Raw genomic sequence first — 18,227 nt, 5'->3', positions numbered from 1 at the left:
GGTACAAAATCAACTATGAAAGCAAGAAAAAAACCCTCCAATTGTACATTGGAAGGATTAGTCTTTCTCTGAATAAATGCGATTTGCCATTTGTGTCATGACAAATAAAATGCAAACTGATAGTTAAAAATGGATAGACTAACCCTATATTTTGTGTTTGAAATCATTCAATTCAAATAAAAATATAGTTTAGTTCTTCATTGTCCATTCATCAGTCCTCTCATAATTGTCTTTTTATAGTAACAAATTTTTTTACAGAATACAATGTAACCTTATTTTCATTTAGTACTATACAACAATTCCTATAATATTTATAGAAATAATTTATATAATAGTTGAAAAATAATTTCTACTATTCTGAAATATGTGCTATAGTAGGAGCATAATTGAATATTGTGTAAGACTTGGTGCCAAATGAAAGTTTGGCTTAAAAGGGAAGTCGGTGCAAATCCGACGCTGTCCCGCAACTGTAATTCGGAGCAAATCACAAATGCCACTGGGGAAACTGGGAAGGCTGTGAGGCGTGTTGATGGAAAGCCAGGAGACCTGCCAATTTCTAGTACACACCAAATACCTACGTGGAAATAGGTGGTGAAAAGTGACCAAATAGGCACTGTGCGATAACGTTTATGCGAAAGTAGATACTTTTTCGTATTGTTTTAGCATTATTAATTTTAACATGCAGCCATTTTCCTAATAGGAGAATGGCTTTTTATTTTTTCTAAAAAAGGAGCTTAAAAACATGAACTATACAAGTACATTGATCGGTTATCCCTATATAGGGGAGGAACGCGAATGGAAAAAAGCACTAGAAGCATTTTGGCGCAATGAACTTTCTGAGGAGGACTTTGAGGAAAAATTAAAGAAAATCCGTTTATCAAGAATAAACAAGCAGCTGCAACTTGGAATCGATATGGTGACAGTTGGCGACTTTACGTTTTACGATAGAATGTTAGATACAGCTTTGATGTTTGGTTTAGTTCCAAAGCGCTTTAACTGGCAAGGTGGTAAAGTCGATTTTCATACCTACTTCAGTGTAGCAAGAGGAGACAAAACAGCCGTAGCTAGTGAAATGACAAAATGGTTTAATACAAATTATCACTACATTGTTCCAGAGTATGAGGGACAAGCCTTACAACTAACAGAAAATAAAGTGTTAGCCGACTTTTTAGAGGCGAAGGAAACTTTCGGTATCATTGCGAAGCCGACACTAATTGGTCCCTATACATTTTATAAGTTAACGAAAGGCTACAACAAATTAACACAGGTTGAGTACTTATTAGCTTTATTACCACTCTATACGCAGGTATTAAAAGAATTAGTGGATGCAGGTGCCACTTGGATTCAGCTAGAAGAGCCATCCCTCGTCTTAACACTTGATCCAGCAGAGATAAAGCTGGTGAAAGAAATGTATGACCAGTTAGCCACTGCCGTTCCTGAGGCTAAAATAATGCTACAGACTTATTTCGAAGCTTTAAGTGCCTATGAAGCATTAAGTACATTGCCTGTTCAAGGATTCGGTTTGGACTTTGTTCATGGCTATAAAGGAAATATGGCGTCACTTCGTCAATTTGGTTTCCCGCAGGATAAAGTATTAGGAATAGGGGTAGTGAATGGCCGTGATATTTGGCGTTCAAACCTGGCGGAAGTCAATGCGACGATTCAAGCCATTGAACAGCTAAGTCATGCTGCTGAACTATGGATTCAACCATCAAGTAACCTACAGCACGTTCCAATCACAACCTCTCTTGAAAATGAACTTGACCCTGTTTTAAAGCAGTCTCTGGCCTTCGCAGATGAGAAAATCATAGAAATCACGGGGCTGACTAAATATAGACGAGATAAAGATGGTTCCTTACAACATAATTTTTCAGAAAGTATGAAGGCGATTGAGGCTCTAAAAAAACATCCAATCCGCCAAAATAAGTTAATTCATCAAGCCGTTCAAACTGTGACAAAGCAAGATTTTGAACGACACAGTAATTTTACGAAGCGACAAACGATCCAACAACAAGCCTTAGGATTACCGCTGTTTCCAACAACTACAATCGGTAGCTTCCCGCAATCAGATGAAGTGAAAAGAAATCGTAATGCGTGGCGAAAGAAACAATTATCGAATGAAGCCTATGAAACATTTTTAGAAGACGAAACAAAGCGCTGGATCTCCATACAAGAGGAATTAGATATCGATGTACTTGTTCATGGTGAATTTGAGCGTACAGATATGGTTGAATATTTCGGTGAAAAGCTGACTGGCTTTGCCTTTACAAAGAAAGCGTGGGTTGTTTCATATGGATCACGCTGTGTGAAGCCTCCGATCATTTATGGAGATGTTGCATGGGCTTCACCAATTACCGTAAAAGAATCCGCCTATGCCCAAAGCCTAACGAAGCGATTTGTAAAAGGCATGCTGACAGGGCCAGTAACAATATTAAATTGGTCCTTTGTGCGAGATGATTTGTCCCGTAAAGATGTCGCTTATCAAATTGCATTAGCACTCCGTAAAGAGGTGGAAGCACTAGAAAACGCAGGTATATCAATTATTCAAGTGGACGAGCCAGCGTTAAGAGAAGGTTTACCGCTTAGAAAGGAGGAATGGGGGGCTTACTTAGAGTGGGCTGTCAATTCCTTTAAGCTTGCGACATCTAGTGTCAAAGATGAAACACAAATCCATACACATATGTGTTACTGTGAGTTTAATGATTTCATCGAACCAATTAGCGCACTAGATGCAGATGTGATTTCCATAGAAACATCACGAAGTCATGGGGAACTTATTACCTCACTACAAGTACAGCCCTATAAAAAAGGAATTGGCTTAGGCGTCTATGATATTCATAGCCCTCGTGTACCAAGCGAGGATGAAATGCTCGCTATTATGAAAGATAGTCTACAGGTGCTGGACCGTTATCAATTCTGGGTGAATCCAGATTGTGGCTTAAAAACGAGAAAAGAAGATGAAACCGTTGCAGCTTTAGCGAATATGGTTGCTGCTACTAAAACGTTGCGTCAAGCTGTACAACAATCTACATCAAGCTAACGAAATGATTTTTAATCTACTACATCTACTCTCCAATAACGAAGACTAGGGTAAATCCCTAGTCTTTTTATCTTACGTCGATATATATATTATCTTCAGAAAGTAAAATTGACGTGAACATGCGAGCATGTTATGTTTATTACTAATTTCATAGCAATCATTACAAGTTTGAGTGAAATCGTCTTTCATTCAATTAAAAGGAAAATGGGTGAAAATCCCATGCTGTCCCGCAGCTGTAAATGAGGAGTTTTGTTTCAAATACCACTGAGTGAGTACTTGGGAAGGTGAAACAAAATGATGATTCATGAGCCAGAATGCCTGCTTGTAAGAAGATTCATTGATGATCTACGAAAGATAGGGAGATGGATGGAGACTTGCTCATCGTGGGTTTTTCTGTCCTTATTCTTTTTTAGAATAAGGTTTTTTTATGCCTTCTCTTCTTCAACAAGTAGATGTATTTGTACTACGAATAGAGATAGGAGACAGAAAATGAGATTGACAAAGTATTTACTTCCTTTCCTGCTTGTCCTGACGTTCAGTTTACTTGCTGGCTGTACAGGCACGGATGAAGAAAAGGAAAAGACCTCAGCAAACCAAACAGATGAAAAAATAATAACGATTGGCTGGCCATTAGATGTCGGTCCATTGAATCCTCATACATATTTACCGAATCAAATGACTGCCCAAGCAATGGTTTATGAATCCTTGGTGGAATACAATGATGATGGTACTGTTACGCCTAAGCTCGCCGAAAGCTGGGACATCTCTGAGGATAAAACTTCGTATACTTTCCATCTAAGAAAAGACGTGAAATATTCAGACGGCACTGCATTTAATGCAGATAATGTCATTCGTAACTTTGACGCCGTTTTAGCGAATCGAGACATGCATTCTTGGATGGGCATGGTTAACCACATGAAAGAGGTTGTAAAAGTAGATGATTTTACAATTCGTCTGCAATTGGATGAGCCTTATTATCCAGTCTTAAACGAACTTGCCTTCGTCAGACCTTTCCGTTTTTTAGGGGATAACGGATTCCCAAAGGATGATATGACGCAAGATTCTATCAAAGCACCGATTGGAACAGGCCCTTGGGTATTAACTGAATACAAAAAGGACGAATATGCATTATTTAGTCGCAATGAAAACTATTGGGGAGAAAAACCACTAGTTGAACAAATAAAAGTAAAAATTATTCCTGACTCAGAATCTATTTCATTAGCATTTGAAAACGAAGAATTAGATTTAATTTATGGGCGTGGCATTATTAGTTTAGATAACTATACGTATTTAAAAGACAGTGGCAAATACAAAACTGCTACCTCTGAGCCTTTATCTACGAAAGCACTGCTATTCAATACACAATCTGGTCCATTATCTGAGCTAAAGGTACGTCAAGCCATTCAATATGCTATTAATAAGGAACAAATGGTCGACAGTATTACACATGGTACGGAAAAAGTAGCGAACACATTGTTCTGGGATGCGATTCCTTATGCCAATATAGATTTAGCACCTATTGTATACAATCCAGAAAAAGCCCAACAATTGCTAGATGAGGCAGGGTGGTTATTACCTAAGGGTGAAAAAATTCGTTCAAAAAACGGACAGCTGTTGTCTTTAGATTTGATTTACATTGCATCTGATGCAATTCAAAAACCAATGGCAGAATTAATGCAAGGTGAACTCGCAAAAATTGGCGTTCAGTTGAATTTAGAAGGGGCAGATGTAATGGTCGGTCTTCAAAAATTGATGGATGACCAGGTGGATATTAATTTCTGGCGTACCAATGGACCACCTACAGATCCACATAGCTTTGCAAATGAATCAGCTACACCAAATGCTAGTGGTGTGTACGAGGCGAAATTAGGCCTAGCAAACGCCAAAGAAATCGATACGAAAATTCACCAATTATTAGTAGGAACAGATGAACAGGAACGCGTGCAGCTTTACACGAATATTTTAACGATGTTTCATGACCAGGCACTCTTTTACCCTATTTCTTACGAAACAAATAATGTGATTTATCAACCATCTCTAAAGGATTTTGCACCACGTGCATCTGAATATGATATACCTTATGCACAAATGGCTAAAGAAAAATAAAAGTGGAGGAGAGAGTGTGTCTAGCAGAGACAGCTCTCTCTTTATCATAGGATTGAGTAGGAAGTGACAGCATGTATGAATCAACATGGATCTTTTGTTTAAAAAGAATTTTAACATTGCCCTTTGTCTTATTAGGCGTTTCCATCCTAACCTTTGTATTTATTCGTTTTGTTCCTGTAGAGCCTGCTGAAGTCATACTACGTTTGGCAAGGGTTGCGCCAACAGAGGAAGCCATTCAGGCATTACGTGAGGAACTGGGAACGGACAAGTCGTTTTTTCTTCAATATTTGCTATGGGGAAAGGGCATAATCCAGCTAGATTTTGGAACATCTTTTGTTAGTAAATTACCTGTGGCACATGAACTATTCGTGAAATTACCCGCAACCATTGAATTAGCTATTGCTGCGTTTATCCTCATTTTAGGGCTAAGTATTCCATTCGGAGTAATAAGCGCATTGTATAAGCACACCATCATCGATAAAATCATACGATTCTTTAGCATATTGAGTGTGTCGATTCCAGCCTTTTGGTTAGGTTTCCTATTACTCTATTTATTTAGCTTAAAATTAGGACTCTTTCCGACAAACGGGAAGGGCACACCTGCTCATTTAGTTTTACCCGCCTTCGCACTGGCGTTACCAACAATTGGATTATTCGTTCAGCTTATCCGTTCAACCATCCTAGAAGAATTACAGCAGCAATATGTTCAATATGCACGGCTAAGAGGATTAAAAAGCTCCGTGATTCTTATCCGTCATGTTTTGCGAAATGCTGCTATTCCCTTGACTTCCTTGCTAGGCATGACCCTTGGCAATCTTTTAGGTGGAGCCGTGATTGTGGAGCAGGTTTTTAGCTGGCCCGGACTCGGCAGGTACTTAATAGAATCCATTATGAACAGGGATTATCCAGTTGTACAATGCTATGTGTTAATTATTGCGGTTATCTATGTGCTTGCCAATTTATGTACAGATATATTGCATCGTTTATTGGACCCTCATCTAATGATGAAGGGTAGGAGAGATTAAAAATGAAATTTGTACGAACAAAAAGTGGCAACTTAACAGGATTAATCAGTCTATTCCTCCTTGTCATTACTGGCTTATTAGGACTGTTGGCGCCAATTTTAATGCCACACGACCCTTTTGCTGTCGATATTGCTAAGAAATTTTCAGTCCCGTCTTGGGACTATCCATTAGGTACAGATCATTTAGGAAGGTGTATCTTGTCACGCCTTCTTTTAGGTATTCGTTATTCTTTAGGTTCAGCGCTCATCATTCAGCTAGTCGCTATTGTTTTAGCTATCCTACTGGGTGCTTTTGTAGCGTTGAAAAGAGGATTAATTGATTTTCTTTTTATTCGATTATGTGATATTTTATTAGCCTTTCCGACACTCGTACTTGCATTTGGACTGTTAGGTATATTAGGTCCTAGCTTAAAAAATGTTTTAATAGCGCTCATTTTCACACAGCTTATTTATTATGCAAGAATGATCCGAGGTTTGTTTATTGGCATCAATGAGAAAGACTTTGTTCAAGCTGCTAGGATAACGGGCACTACAGGTATCCAATTAATTAGACGCCATTATATACCCAATCTATTGCCATCTATTGTCACGATTGTCGCATTAGATATCGGGAAGGTGATTTTAGAAATTGCAGGCTTTTCGTTTATCGGACTTGGGGTGCAGGCACCGATCCCAGAATGGGGCATGATGATCAATGAAGGAAAGCAATACATGAGACAGCATCCTGAATTAATGCTTTATCCAGGACTTGCCATCATCCTTGTTGTGTTATTGTTTAATCAATTAGCAAATCGTTTAAAAAGGCTTGACTAGGAAAGGGGAAGTTATGGAGAAAGTTTTAGAAGTGATAGACCTCACAGTCAAAATAGGGGAGAAAAATATATTAACCTCTATCAACCTGACAGCTTATAAAGGGCGAGTCCTAGGAATTATCGGGGAAAGTGGCAGTGGCAAGTCCATGCTTTGCCATGCCATCATGCAAACATTACCGTCCTTTGCCCATGTCAGCCAAGGGGACGTACTCTATCTGCAAGAAAATTTATTAAACGTTTCAGCTACTAAATGGAGAGCTTATCGTGGCAGACATCTTTCGATGATTTTGCAAAACCCATCCGCTGCATTTGATCATATTCAAACGATTGAAAGTCATTTTCGAGAAACATTAAAAGCACACTTTAAGCTTACAAAAAAAGAAATGAGACAGATCGCCCTTGATGCTTTGAAAAAAGTTCATTTACCTCAGCCAGAGCAGCTCTTGTCCTACTATCCTTTCCAGTTAAGTGGAGGCATGCTACAGCGAGTGATGATTGCTCTGTCAATGGCGATACAGGCCTCCCTCTACATCGCAGACGAGCCTACGACTGCTCTGGATACCATCAATCAGAAACAAGTATTAACACTATTTAATCAAATTCGCTCAGAAACAGATGCTACCATACTCCTTGTCACGCATGATTTAGGTGTCATTGCTGAGCTTGCGGACGATGTGGCTGTGATGTATCAAGGAGAAATCGTTGAGCAAGCAAATGTTTTTGATTTTTTTGATGCGCCTCAGCATCCCTATACCAAGAAACTTTTACAAGCGAGAATGCTATGAGGTGATAAAATGACGCTACTAGAAGTAAAAAATATTGAGAAATACTATGCGCAAAGACCATTTCTATTCAAACGAGGACAGGAAGCCCCTGTATTAGAGAATGTGACATTTTCACTTCAGGAAGGAGAATGTCTTGGCATCGTCGGTCAAAGTGGTTCTGGAAAAAGCACATTAGGGCGCATTATTTTAGGGATTGAACGACCAACAAACGGAGAGCTGATCTTTCAAGGTGTCAATTTATACGAAGCACCCAGCAAAGAGAAAAAAATGATACGAAGAAATTTACAGGCTGTTTTTCAAAATAGTTATCATTCATTTAATCCAAAACAGACGATTTTCGAAATACTCGAAGAACCGTTTTTGAATTTCGAGCATTTTAGCAAAGCAGAGCGACAACAGAAAGTAAGGGAATTACTAGACTGTGTAGAGTTAGAGTGGGCAATGGCTCAAAACTATTCCTCACAGCTAAGTGGGGGACAGCAGCAACGAGTCAACATTGCTAGAGCTCTTGCATTAAAGCCGAAACTGATTGTTTTAGATGAGGCCATTAGTAGTCTTGATATGATTTTGCAAAAGACGATTATAGAGCTACTGCAAAGACTTCAAAAAGAGCTACAGCTTGCTTATCTATTCATTTCACATGATTTACAGGCCACACGTTTTATGTCAGATCGCATCCTTGTGATGCAGCATGGTCAGCTAGTGGAGGAGATAGGCAAGGATGGGACATATCAGCACCCCGCTTCACAAGCGTTATACAATGCAATTTTGCCATCACACCCGCGGGAAAGAAAAAAGAAGGATAGACCCAATTAAACAGAAACGCCATTTTGAGAAATTAAAAATGGCGTTTTCTTAATTTTTAAAGCAATATAGAAACAAAAATAAATAAAATTAATCAAGATATTAATTTTATTTATTTTTTAATTAAAATTATTAATTTTATTATTTACATCTTTAATTTCTTTATTATATAATCAGCTTAACTTAAAGGAAGGAGTTCACTATGGCTTATCAAGTAATCACAAATTGTCCTGTCTGCAGTAAAACATTAAAAATTACGAAGTTACAGTGTTCTCATTGTCACACGACCATTGAAAATGAGTTTGAATTGTCGAAGCTAGCATCCTTATCACAGGATCAGCTTCATTTTGTGGAAGTATTTTTAACCTGCCGAGGAAATATTAAAGAGGTTGAAAAGGAACTGGGGGTTTCGTATCCAACAGTTCGAGGCAAGCTAAATGATATTATTTCATCCCTTGGCTATGCTCAAAAGAAGAAAAATGAAGTAGATGAGAAAAAAATTGTAAGCATGCTTGAAAATGGCGAAATCACAACAGATGAAGCCATAAAGCTCTTAAAAGACGAATAGGGAGGAACGACCATGAAAGAGGAAATTACAAAAGTGTTAACGATGATTCAAGAGGGCAAAATTGATGCGGATAAAGGATCAGAGCTGATTCAAGTGCTACAACAGAAAGAAGAATCAGAGAATAAATTTGTGGAAAAAACAAAGTATTTAGATAAAACGTTAAAGGTCCGTGTTGTATCCACCGAAAATGATAATGTCACGGTAAATTTACCAATTAAACTTGTCAAAGCCGTATTGATGGCAGGACACAGCATCGCTGCAAGTATTCCGCAATCTGAAAAATACGTAAAAGATATCGACATCAATCTTCTTCTTGAAGCAATTGAAAATGAACTAGATGGACAAATTGTAGATATAAAATCAGCAAACGGAGATTCCGTTGCAGTCTTCATTGAGTAGAGGCGACGAATGATGCATGTAAAAGTGAAAGCAAAAGACGTTCGCTTTACCGTCCCTGTTCCCTATACTGTGCTAACCATTGTCCTCTCCATTTTAACTTCTAAATGGATTCAGCAACAAGCCAATAAGTGGACAAAGGCATACTTCGATAAAAAGAAAATAGACTTTACCTTTCCCCTCATCGACAAAGAAATGTTAAAGCCGATTATCAAGGAACTACAAAATTATAAAGGACTTGTGCTAGTCGATGTCAAAGCTCAGGACGGGACTGAGGTTAAGGTTAGACTATAATCCCAATGATAGAATGGTAAGAGCATGTTATGATAAAAGCATGCTCTTTATTAATGTAATGAGCATCATTTGAAATGGGTAAGAGATGATCATTATTTCAGGACTTACGATAGAGACAACTATTTTTCAATGGTACATAAAATAGAAGATTTCTTTAAACTCAAATTAGAATTCTAGATCCATTTTAATAGAAAATCACGTACATCGTTAAAAATAGATTTTTGATTTGGGTATAAGTGATTAGTGGTAATCTATTTGGAACTACATAATTAAAAATACTGAATAATCCAAAAATAAAGAAGTTTAGAATCTAGATTTACTTTTCATTTGAAGGATGGTAAACTTAAAACTATTGAACAACAACAATATATTGTGTTCGTTTTACTAAGGTACTACTATATGTAGTTTAAAAGGGAAGTTCGGTACAATTCCGACGCTGTCCCCGCAACTGTTAAGCTGACGATGATAGCATCCACTGTGCATGCGCATGGGAAGGAAATCAGAGAATGAAGCAAAGCCAGGAGACCTGCCTTTATAAAACAAATTAATCATTTCTTCGGGGATTAAGAGATGGGAACGTCGGTATTTTTAGTATGTTAACGTTTCCATTTTAGCTATCTCTCTTAAAGAGATAGCCTTTTTATTTTATGAAAAGAGGGATTTCTATGAAACTTTATACGAAAACAATTTGTCCAAAATGCCTGTGGGTAAAATCTGAATTACAACGTGCAGGACTTGAAGCAGAAATTGTTAACATTGATCACGATGAACAAGCTAAGCAAACCATTATAGATGCAGGTTTTTTAAGTGTGCCTGTTTTAGAAATGAATGAAACCTTTATAGGAGATGTTCAGGAAATTGTTTCTCAAATTGAGTTGATTACCCTATGATCGTTTATGCAAGTCGTACAGGCAATGTCCGAAATGTTGTATCCAAATTAAAGGCAGAAGCTATCGAGCTCTCTGAAGAATTGCGACTGAATAAGCCGTATCTTTTAATTACCTACACAGATGGTTTAGGTGACATTCCAGCGAAGGTGCAACGCTTTTTAGAAAAAAACAGAGATTTTTGTAAAGGAGTAGTTGCCAGTGGCAATAGTAACTTTGGCCATCATGTATTTGGCGCTGCTGGTGAGAAAATTGCTACTACCTATCATGTACCCTTAGTAAGGAAATTAGATTTACGAGGCAATCAAACAGATTATGAAGCAATACAAACGTTTTATGAAACGAGGGTAATGAGATGAAAACCTATTTAAAGCTTAATAATGACGTACTGAATCGTTATAGTACAACTGGATTACTTGAGTTAGAAAAAGATCGTGAAGCTACGCGCCGCTACTTTTTAGAGTATGTCAACGTACGTTTGCGTTATTTTATAGATATTGAGGAAAAAATCCGCTATTTAGTTGATGAGGGCTACTATGAGAAAGCATTTATCGACATGTACGAAATGGAATTTATTAAGAAGTTGTATAAAAAAGCCTATGATTATAATTTCCGTTTCCCATCCTTTATGAGCGCCAGCAAGTTTTATGATAGCTATGCTATGAAAAGTCGTGACGGCGAAGAGATTTTAGAAAAATATGAGGATCGTATTGTTATTATTGCTTTGTATTTAGCTCAAGGCAACACAGCTTTAGCAGAACGTTCTGTCGAAGCGATGATGGAAGCCTATCAACCTGCCACACCAACTGCATTGAATAGTGGCAAGAAAGCACGTGGTGAATTAGTAAGCTGCTTTAAATTATCAATGGATGACTCCATGAATAGTATTGCTGAAAATATTGGCTATTGTTTAGAGCTATCACGCCTTGGTGGTGGAGTTGGGGTCAACTTAACAGATTTACGTCCATTAGGTGATCCAATTAAAGAGATATTAAATCGTGCAAGTGGTGTCATCCCAGTAGCGAAACTGTTAGAAAATTCTTTCAGTTATTCTAATCAGTTAGGGCAACGAAATGGCTCAGGTGTTGTCTATCTAAATATTTTCCATGCAGACATAGAAAATTTCATTTCATCAAAAAAACCAAATGCTGATGATAAAATTCGCCTCGCTACCCTTTCAACAGGGATTATTATACCTAGTATTTTCTTCGAACTGATGAAACGTGATAAGGATATCGTTTTGTTTAGCCCATATGATATTTTTAAAGAATATGGCAAACGTATGTCTGAAATTTCCATTTCAGACATGTACTACGAGCTACTTGATAACCCTAAAATTCGTAAAATTAAACGTTTAAATGCACGTAAGCTTTACACAGAGGTGAAAAAAGCACAATTTGAATCAGGCTATCCGTTTGAAATCTTTGATGATAATGTCAATAAGGTACATCCTTTAAAAAATATTGGACGTGTCAAAATGTCCAATTTATGTACAGAAATCTTACAAGTACAAGAGACAAGTATCATTACGGACCAGGATCAACCAAATGACTATGGATTAGATGTATCGTGTAACTTAGGTTCCATCGATATCCATGCAGCAAGTAAAGTCAATGATTTCGGCGCATTAGTCGATACAGCCATGCACCTATTAACGAATGTATCGCAAATGACGCACATTAAGAATGTACCGTCTGTTGCAAAAGCCAATCAATTAATGCATTCAGTAGGGCTTGGCTGTATGAACCTCCATGGGCATCTCGTGACAGAAGGCATCCTGTACGGCTCAAAAGATTCCATTGATTTCATGGATCACTTTATGGAAGCGATGAACTATTATTCTCTGAAATCTTCGATGGAAATGGCGAAAGAAAAAGCTGCAACCTTCTACCGATTTGAGGACAGTGATTATGCATCAGGTAGCTATTTTGACCAATATATCAATAAAACTGAAGAAGAACTATCGCCTGCTGTGTTGAAGGCGCTTGGCAATATTCCAATCATCACAAACAAGATGTGGGAAACGTTAAAGCAGGATGTAATGCAGTACGGTCTATTCCATTCCTATCGTTTGGCTATTGCCCCAACTGGTAGTATTTCATATATTCGTAGCTGTACGGCTTCAATCGCACCATGTACAGAGCGCGTAGAGGTTCGTGATTACGCCGATAGTAGAACCATTTATCCAATGCCTCATTTAACAAATGACAATAGTCATTTATATGTGGAGGCGTATGATGTGAATCCTTATGATTTAATTGATTTATATGCAGCTTCTCAAAAGCACGTTGACCAAGGTATTTCCATGACGCTTTATGTAAAGGACAATTGGACAACCGAACAATTGGCTAAAGTATACATTTATGCGTGGATAAAGGGCATTAAGTCTGTTTACTATGTTCGTCAACGATTACAAAGCTTAGAGGAGTGTGTAGCATGTCAAATATAATTTATGAGGCAGTCAATTGGAATAAGGCAACAAGTGAGCTTGCCCAAATATTTTGGGACCAGCAATGGAAGCAAATTTGGTTTCCAGAAGAAATTGCGGTCAGTAAAGATATTAAACAATGGAAAAGCTTTGAGCATCAGGACACATATAAAAAAGTATTTGCAGGATTAACCTTACTGGATACTGTACAAACAAATATCGGGATGAATCGTGTTGCTGCTTATACAGACGATTTACAGGAAAAGGCTGTCCTAACCGTTTTTGATGCATTCGAGGCGATACATGCCAAGTCCTATTCTTATATTTTCACAACGCTTTGTACAAACGAAGAAATCGACGAGCTATTTGAATGGGTTAAGAAAAATGAATTTCTACAGTATAAGGCCAATAAAATAGCAGACATTTATAATAGTATTGAAGAAGGCAATCCAGAGAGCTTATGGAAAGCGATGTTTTCATCCGTTATGCTTGAATCTTTCCTGTTTTATTCTGGCTTTTTCTATCCACTATACTTAGGAGGACAAGGCTTCCTACGAAACAGTGCCGAGATTATTTCACTCATCTTGCGCGATGAATCTATCCATGGGGTAGCAGTTGGATTTTTTGCTCAAAATTTATTCAAGCAATTTTCAAAGGAAAAGCAAGAAGAGCTACATTTATGGGGCTATGAGCTATTATTAGATTTATATCAAAATGAAATGAAGTATACAGATGATATTTATGCGGAAACAGGATTATCACCTGAAGTGCGAGCATATGTACGTTATAATGCAAATAAAGCTTTAATGAATGTCGGCTTTGAAGCCATGTTCCCAGAAGAGGAAGTTAATCCAATTGTGATGAATGGTATTCGTAATGAAGGCTCCACATATGATTTCTTTTCACAAAAAGGTGCTACCTATGCCAAGGCAAAAGTTGCGCCAATCACAGATGACACATTCAATTTTAATCGTTAAGGATGAAGAACAATGAATCTAGAAGTAAAAATTAAAAAAGTTCACGCTGATGCCATGCTACCGATACAAGCCAACCCTGGTGATGCAGGCATGGACCTCTATTCCATAGAAGCAGTAGAAATCCCAGCAGGCGTAGCCAAACTCATTAAGACAGGTATACAGATTGAATTACCTAAGGGAACGGAAGCCCAAATTCGACCAAGAAGTGGATTAGCATTAAAGCATAGTGTAACTGTACTGAATAGCCCAGGCACTATAGATGAAGGCTATAGAGGCGAAATCGGTGTTATTTTAATCAACCATGGTCAAGAACCATTTATCGTAGAAAAATCAATGCGCATTGCTCAAATGGTTATTCAATTTGTTCCTTCTATTCAATTAGTGGAAGTAGATGAATTATCTCAAACGGTCCGTGGAGAATCTGGATTTGGTGCAAGTGGTACGAAATAGCGTACCTATATATAAACCTCATAAAGTTTACTTAAAAATCCTGCTTAAAATGCAGGATTTTTTTGTTACCGTTGCTAATAGCCGAAGGAAATAATAGGGTTCATATGGAATGAAGTAATGATAGCGAAGTAAAGGAGCTAATAATCATGAAAAAAATATGTTCAGGTATTTTCCTTATGTTGATTGTCATTGTTACATCTATCACAACTGCTACAGCAGCTAGTAGTCAACTAAAAGTGGACGGTATGACAGTACAAACGGATGTGAAACCCGAAATAAAAAACAATCGAACAATGGTACCTTTACGCGTGATTAGTGAAAATTTAGGGGCTAAGGTGCATTGGTCGGATGGGCAAGTGATACTGACCCAAAGTGAGATGAAAGTCAGTTTAAAGTTAAACAGTAGTAAAGCCACAGTAAATGGAAAAACGGTATTATTGGATGCAAAGCCATACTTAAAGAATGGACGCACCATTGTACCATTACGTTTTCTAGCAGAAACCTTTGGCTGTAAAGTTCAATACGATCATTTAACGATCTCTATCGATACAGAGCCATTGATGATTAAGGGTGTGGAAGTGAAAGCATTACTTCATGAATACCACATGACAATGGGGGGAGTAGTCGAGCAAATCAATGGCAATGCCTATATGGAAGAAATGCACCGTATATTTACTAAAAATATGGGCAAGAAGATAAAACAGCCTAACGACTACACCTGGTCTGTCCATAGCACCGTAATTGGGGGCTATTATAAAATGGGCCAATATGATTTCCTGAACAAGGAAGGTAGTAGCATAGCACGTTATGATCTCTATTCGTTGGTGCAATCTTCAGATAAACCTTTGACTGGACAGCCAGACGTGTTGATTTATGACGCAGCTGTTGACCAATGGTATAAGTTTAACAAAACTGCCAGTGACTCTATTTATTCGTTAATGGAAACTGCCACGAGAAATGGCTTTGTGACAGTTATTAGTAATACAGTTCCTTGATTATGAATCCATTAAAAACGCAGTAGAAGAGCACATCTATGAATAAGATGTGCTCTTCTTTATTTTAGTGAGGATAAAAAATGCTAATCATTTTTATTTAGAAAAGTACTAGGCATTACTACAAGGACAACTGTTCCACGAGCACAAAGCGTATCCTGCGCGTAAACTTCAGTTTCTACTTTCCATTTCTTCGGATGAATTTCTTCAACAGTGCCAATTGCCTTTAAGGGAACATGTTGGGGTGTTGGCTTTAGGAAATCTACATTAAGGTTAGCCGTTACAAATCGAGGTGGCTCCGCTCCATCACCAATTTCATGTCCATTTTTACGATGCAAGGCAAGCGCTGCCGACCCTGTTCCATGGCAATCAATTAATGAAGCAATTAAACCACCATAGATAAATCCTGGAATACCCATATATTTTGATTCAGGTGTATAGATTGTAATCGTCTTATCACCATGCCACCCCGTGCGAAGATGATGACCATCATCATTCAAACGGCCACACCCATAACACCAAGCGATATCATCTGGATAAATATCTTGAATTGCTTTTTCCACTTTTAATTCTTCCATTCTTCTCTCCCCAATACTCTAGTATTATTAGTTTCTAATCGAACGTTAATCATTTAAGTATAATTAATCATTTCCATTCCATCAATAAAAATCTAAATATTCCATCTATTTAAACTATGTAAAAAAGCACTACCATAAAGTTGGACAAATTTTATTAGTGACAGATGGGGAGGGCTGGTATCAGGAAGAAGGAAAAGCTGCATAGCTTGTAAAACGCTGGCATGGTGCAACAATAGAAAGATGGTATACTATGATCGTTGCATTGCTGTGCTGAAGAAGGAATTAAAGGAGTCAAAAGGTATGTCATTAAAAAATATAATCGATTGTATTTGCAAGGAAGCAACTAATAAAGACAGTAAAAAATTAGAAGAATTACTAGAGCAATTGTATGATTATGAAAGTGCTAAAATACTTGATATTTACCCTTATCAGATAAAAAGTAATGAAAAATATAGTCAAGTTGAAGTATTCTTCGATAAATTAGAGATGGTCGATTTCCAACAAAAAACGCAGGATTATCATTCGTACCAGAAAAGCCTTGAAAAATTCGAGAGATTTTTTGAATTGATGTGGTTAAAATCATCTGAATTTTATGCATTTTATTATTTACCAGATCCTTTATATAAGGATCAATTGTATTATAAAGTCTACGAGAATGAGTGGGGTAAAATTATACCTAAAGATCTTACAGAAGGAACTTTTGTAAACATTGATGAATACACAATGTTAAATTCACTAATAAAATTAGCTGTTTCGGACCATCTCCATTTACATTTTATTTTACCTGAGGAGAATATTGTATTTAGTGGGAATGGCTTAGCCTTTTTAATTTACAGCCAACATAATCTTGAGTTATTAGAAAAGGTTGCTAATACGGAGGGGCTCTATATTCGTTGAAAAAGTGAGTGAACATTTCCCGCTACATGAAGCCAGATAAATATGAAACATACCCTAAAAAATAGCAACAATCTATGTTTCTTACAGATCGTTGCTACAATTATCTAAAAATCATTTATTTTGCTCTTGATAATTAATGGCCTCTTTAAATTCATCGGTAGCTAGGATATTGTAGAACATATTTCTACTGTTTACGTTTGCTATTGTCCCAGTGATTGTATTATCAATCCATAGATAGTATTCATCATCGTTTAGTTTGATCTTATACTGCGGAGCAATTTCGTTATCGACCTCACCGAATTCTCTAGCTTTTTTAAATGTTTTTTCTATAATTTTAATATCTTTCGCATCGGAGATTTGTTGTAAAGTATCGGGTTGCACTTCATCGAAATTAATTAATTCTTGAATTTCTATCACCTCCGATGCTTCTTTCTGATCGTTACAAGCAACTAACGCTAAAGAACAAATCATTAACAACAAAATTGTTTTTATTTTCACCTTGTCTTCACCCCTTTTTGTTCAATCTAGTATATTCCCTTATGAACATTTCTTCAAACTGCAAAACCCTCAAAGTATTTACATATTCTAACAGTCTAAAAAAAGCTTTAACCACAGCATAAAAACTTATCTGAGAGCTTTCCCCTTGAATGGAATTTATAGTATGCTGATTAAAAGGGAGGAGAGGGATTTTATGGTTAAACAATTGATTGTTGGGGATACAACACAGGAATTGGCTTCTACTCGTCGTATGCTGGAACGCTTGCCTGACGAGCATATGACATGGAGGCCACATGAGAAATCAATGACACTAGGAGGTCTGGCCACGCACCTAATCAATCTGCTAAACTGGCGAATGGCTATTTTACAGTACTTAGACTTTGATCTTTCCGCCGTTCCGTTGCGACGAGAGGCATTAGAAAAGCGAGCTGACATTCTGGATGAGTTCGATACAAACGTAAGAAAAGTGGAAATGATGCTTATTGGATGTGATGAGAAAACGCTCGGAGAGGAATGGACACTACGTCACGGTGACCATATTATTCGCCAAGAGCCTCGAGCAATTGCGTTCCGCACCTTCGGATTAAGCCACATGGTCCATCATCGGGCGCAGCTTGGGGTATACTTGCGACTTCTCGATATTCCAGTACCAGGCATCTACGGCCCCTCTGCAGACGAAGAAGCCTAGTAA

General features: G+C 37.6%; 19 protein-coding genes and 3 riboswitches. Of the genes, 17 read left to right on the top strand and 2 right to left on the bottom strand.

Features of this window, described 5'->3' with window-relative positions:
* Positions 1-388 precede the first annotated feature (388 nt).
* Positions 389-569: riboswitch (cobalamin riboswitch) on the top strand.
* Between the two features lie 173 nt (positions 570-742).
* The 15 genes from metE to ACHZEU_RS01795 all read left to right on the top strand — a co-directional run bounded on the left by metE (position 743) and on the right by ACHZEU_RS01795 (position 15,566).
* On the top strand, positions 743-3,040 hold the full coding sequence (gene metE, locus ACHZEU_RS01865) for a 5-methyltetrahydropteroyltriglutamate--homocysteine S-methyltransferase (protein ID WP_279495054.1): 2,298 nt from the start codon (positions 743-745) through the stop codon (positions 3,038-3,040).
* Positions 3,041-3,187: 147 nt separating this feature from the next.
* A riboswitch (cobalamin riboswitch) is annotated at positions 3,188-3,381 on the top strand.
* 148 nt (positions 3,382-3,529) lie between these two features.
* A complete protein-coding gene (nikA, locus tag ACHZEU_RS01860) occupies positions 3,530-5,146 on the top strand; it encodes a nickel ABC transporter substrate-binding protein (protein ID WP_066036744.1) in 1,617 nt (538 codons plus the stop codon).
* Between the two features lie 71 nt (positions 5,147-5,217).
* On the top strand, positions 5,218-6,171 hold the full coding sequence (gene nikB / locus ACHZEU_RS01855; protein WP_115673607.1) for a nickel ABC transporter permease: 954 nt from the start codon (positions 5,218-5,220) through the stop codon (positions 6,169-6,171).
* Between the two features lie 2 nt (positions 6,172-6,173).
* Positions 6,174-6,983: an ABC transporter permease subunit gene (locus ACHZEU_RS01850; protein ID WP_227744871.1), complete on the top strand. Its 810-nt coding sequence runs from the start codon at positions 6,174-6,176 to the stop codon at positions 6,981-6,983.
* Between the two features lie 13 nt (positions 6,984-6,996).
* On the top strand, positions 6,997-7,767 hold the full coding sequence (locus tag ACHZEU_RS01845) for an ABC transporter ATP-binding protein (protein ID WP_259950770.1): 771 nt from the start codon (positions 6,997-6,999) through the stop codon (positions 7,765-7,767).
* A 9-nt stretch (positions 7,768-7,776) separates the two neighbouring features.
* Positions 7,777-8,583 (top strand): ABC transporter ATP-binding protein, encoded by an 807-nt coding sequence (locus tag ACHZEU_RS01840; RefSeq protein ID WP_131520206.1) that lies wholly within the window; start codon positions 7,777-7,779, stop codon positions 8,581-8,583.
* 190 nt (positions 8,584-8,773) lie between these two features.
* Positions 8,774-9,139, top strand: coding sequence for a DUF2089 domain-containing protein (locus tag ACHZEU_RS01835; protein ID WP_004229931.1), 366 nt, complete (start codon positions 8,774-8,776; stop codon positions 9,137-9,139).
* Positions 9,140-9,151: 12 nt separating this feature from the next.
* A complete protein-coding gene (locus tag ACHZEU_RS01830; protein WP_016991732.1) occupies positions 9,152-9,538 on the top strand; it encodes an SHOCT-like domain-containing protein in 387 nt (128 codons plus the stop codon).
* Positions 9,539-9,547: 9 nt separating this feature from the next.
* Positions 9,548-9,829, top strand: a complete 282-nt coding sequence (locus ACHZEU_RS01825) for a hypothetical protein (RefSeq protein WP_048392756.1) — start codon at positions 9,548-9,550, stop codon at positions 9,827-9,829.
* A gap of 370 nt (positions 9,830-10,199) precedes the next feature.
* Positions 10,200-10,378: riboswitch (cobalamin riboswitch) on the top strand.
* A 116-nt stretch (positions 10,379-10,494) separates the two neighbouring features.
* The gene (locus ACHZEU_RS01820) at positions 10,495-10,719 is read left to right on the top strand and encodes a glutaredoxin (RefSeq protein WP_205443572.1); all 225 of its coding nucleotides are present in this window, start codon (positions 10,495-10,497) and stop codon (positions 10,717-10,719) included.
* Positions 10,716-11,075 carry a class Ib ribonucleoside-diphosphate reductase assembly flavoprotein NrdI gene (nrdI, locus tag ACHZEU_RS01815; protein WP_205443573.1) on the top strand — a complete coding sequence of 120 codons (360 nt, stop codon included), beginning with the start codon at positions 10,716-10,718 and terminating at the stop codon, positions 11,073-11,075. The genes ACHZEU_RS01820 and nrdI overlap by 4 nt, the downstream gene beginning before the upstream one ends.
* Positions 11,072-13,165, top strand: coding sequence for a class 1b ribonucleoside-diphosphate reductase subunit alpha (gene nrdE / locus ACHZEU_RS01810; RefSeq protein ID WP_279495061.1), 2,094 nt, complete (start codon positions 11,072-11,074; stop codon positions 13,163-13,165). The genes nrdI and nrdE overlap by 4 nt, the downstream gene beginning before the upstream one ends.
* The gene (gene nrdF, locus ACHZEU_RS01805; RefSeq protein WP_004229921.1) at positions 13,153-14,121 is read left to right on the top strand and encodes a class 1b ribonucleoside-diphosphate reductase subunit beta; all 969 of its coding nucleotides are present in this window, start codon (positions 13,153-13,155) and stop codon (positions 14,119-14,121) included. The genes nrdE and nrdF overlap by 13 nt, the downstream gene beginning before the upstream one ends.
* A 12-nt stretch (positions 14,122-14,133) precedes the next feature.
* Positions 14,134-14,571 (top strand): dUTP diphosphatase, encoded by a 438-nt coding sequence (gene dut, locus ACHZEU_RS01800; protein WP_048392753.1) that lies wholly within the window; start codon positions 14,134-14,136, stop codon positions 14,569-14,571.
* Between the two features lie 146 nt (positions 14,572-14,717).
* Positions 14,718-15,566 carry a copper amine oxidase N-terminal domain-containing protein gene (locus ACHZEU_RS01795; protein ID WP_279495066.1) on the top strand — a complete coding sequence of 283 codons (849 nt, stop codon included), beginning with the start codon at positions 14,718-14,720 and terminating at the stop codon, positions 15,564-15,566.
* A gap of 83 nt (positions 15,567-15,649) precedes the next feature.
* Here ACHZEU_RS01795 and ACHZEU_RS01790 read toward each other — a convergent pair whose 3' ends face one another.
* Entirely contained in the window at positions 15,650-16,141 is a 492-nt protein-coding gene (locus ACHZEU_RS01790) for a PaaI family thioesterase (protein WP_048392750.1), read from the bottom strand.
* 300 nt (positions 16,142-16,441) lie between these two features.
* On the opposite strand from ACHZEU_RS01790, the gene ACHZEU_RS01785 reads away from it, so the two are divergent.
* The gene (locus ACHZEU_RS01785) at positions 16,442-17,038 is read left to right on the top strand and encodes a hypothetical protein (RefSeq protein WP_279495068.1); all 597 of its coding nucleotides are present in this window, start codon (positions 16,442-16,444) and stop codon (positions 17,036-17,038) included.
* Between the two features lie 111 nt (positions 17,039-17,149).
* On the opposite strand, the gene ACHZEU_RS01780 is transcribed toward ACHZEU_RS01785, so the two are convergent.
* Positions 17,150-17,536, bottom strand: coding sequence for a hypothetical protein (locus tag ACHZEU_RS01780; protein WP_279495069.1), 387 nt, complete (start codon positions 17,534-17,536; stop codon positions 17,150-17,152).
* A gap of 193 nt (positions 17,537-17,729) precedes the next feature.
* Here ACHZEU_RS01780 and ACHZEU_RS01775 point away from each other — a divergent pair, with 193 nt between their 5' ends.
* Complete coding sequence (locus tag ACHZEU_RS01775) at positions 17,730-18,224, top strand: DinB family protein (RefSeq protein WP_279495070.1); 495 nt, start codon at positions 17,730-17,732, stop codon at positions 18,222-18,224.
* The last annotated feature ends 3 nt before the right edge of the window (positions 18,225-18,227 follow it).

Origin of the sequence: Lysinibacillus sp. S1 (genome assembly GCF_044986265.1) — a bacterium.
Lineage (GTDB): Bacteria > Bacillota > Bacilli > Bacillales_A > Planococcaceae > Lysinibacillus > Lysinibacillus capsici.
This window is presented reverse-complemented; position numbering and strand designations above follow the sequence as displayed.

Excerpts from the sequence above, each read along its gene's own strand:
- metE (WP_279495054.1), top strand. The coding sequence starts at position 743 with ATGAACTATACAAGTACATTGATCGGTTATCCCTATATAGGGGAGGAA.
- nikA (WP_066036744.1), top strand. The coding sequence starts at position 3,530 with ATGAGATTGACAAAGTATTTACTTCCTTTCCTGCTTGTCCTGACGTTC.
- nikB (WP_115673607.1), top strand. The coding sequence starts at position 5,218 with ATGTATGAATCAACATGGATCTTTTGTTTAAAAAGAATTTTAACATTG.
- ACHZEU_RS01850 (WP_227744871.1), top strand. The coding sequence starts at position 6,174 with ATGAAATTTGTACGAACAAAAAGTGGCAACTTAACAGGATTAATCAGT.
- ACHZEU_RS01845 (WP_259950770.1), top strand. The coding sequence starts at position 6,997 with ATGGAGAAAGTTTTAGAAGTGATAGACCTCACAGTCAAAATAGGGGAG.
- ACHZEU_RS01840 (WP_131520206.1), top strand. The coding sequence starts at position 7,777 with ATGACGCTACTAGAAGTAAAAAATATTGAGAAATACTATGCGCAAAGA.
- ACHZEU_RS01835 (WP_004229931.1), top strand. The coding sequence starts at position 8,774 with ATGGCTTATCAAGTAATCACAAATTGTCCTGTCTGCAGTAAAACATTA.
- ACHZEU_RS01830 (WP_016991732.1), top strand. The coding sequence starts at position 9,152 with ATGAAAGAGGAAATTACAAAAGTGTTAACGATGATTCAAGAGGGCAAA.
- ACHZEU_RS01825 (WP_048392756.1), top strand. The coding sequence starts at position 9,548 with ATGATGCATGTAAAAGTGAAAGCAAAAGACGTTCGCTTTACCGTCCCT.
- ACHZEU_RS01820 (WP_205443572.1), top strand. The coding sequence starts at position 10,495 with ATGAAACTTTATACGAAAACAATTTGTCCAAAATGCCTGTGGGTAAAA.
- nrdI (WP_205443573.1), top strand. The coding sequence starts at position 10,716 with ATGATCGTTTATGCAAGTCGTACAGGCAATGTCCGAAATGTTGTATCC.
- nrdE (WP_279495061.1), top strand. The coding sequence starts at position 11,072 with ATGAAAACCTATTTAAAGCTTAATAATGACGTACTGAATCGTTATAGT.
- nrdF (WP_004229921.1), top strand. The coding sequence starts at position 13,153 with ATGTCAAATATAATTTATGAGGCAGTCAATTGGAATAAGGCAACAAGT.
- dut (WP_048392753.1), top strand. The coding sequence starts at position 14,134 with ATGAATCTAGAAGTAAAAATTAAAAAAGTTCACGCTGATGCCATGCTA.
- ACHZEU_RS01795 (WP_279495066.1), top strand. The coding sequence starts at position 14,718 with ATGAAAAAAATATGTTCAGGTATTTTCCTTATGTTGATTGTCATTGTT.
- ACHZEU_RS01790 (WP_048392750.1), bottom strand. The coding sequence starts at position 16,141 with ATGGAAGAATTAAAAGTGGAAAAAGCAATTCAAGATATTTATCCAGAT.
- ACHZEU_RS01785 (WP_279495068.1), top strand. The coding sequence starts at position 16,442 with ATGTCATTAAAAAATATAATCGATTGTATTTGCAAGGAAGCAACTAAT.
- ACHZEU_RS01775 (WP_279495070.1), top strand. The coding sequence starts at position 17,730 with ATGGTTAAACAATTGATTGTTGGGGATACAACACAGGAATTGGCTTCT.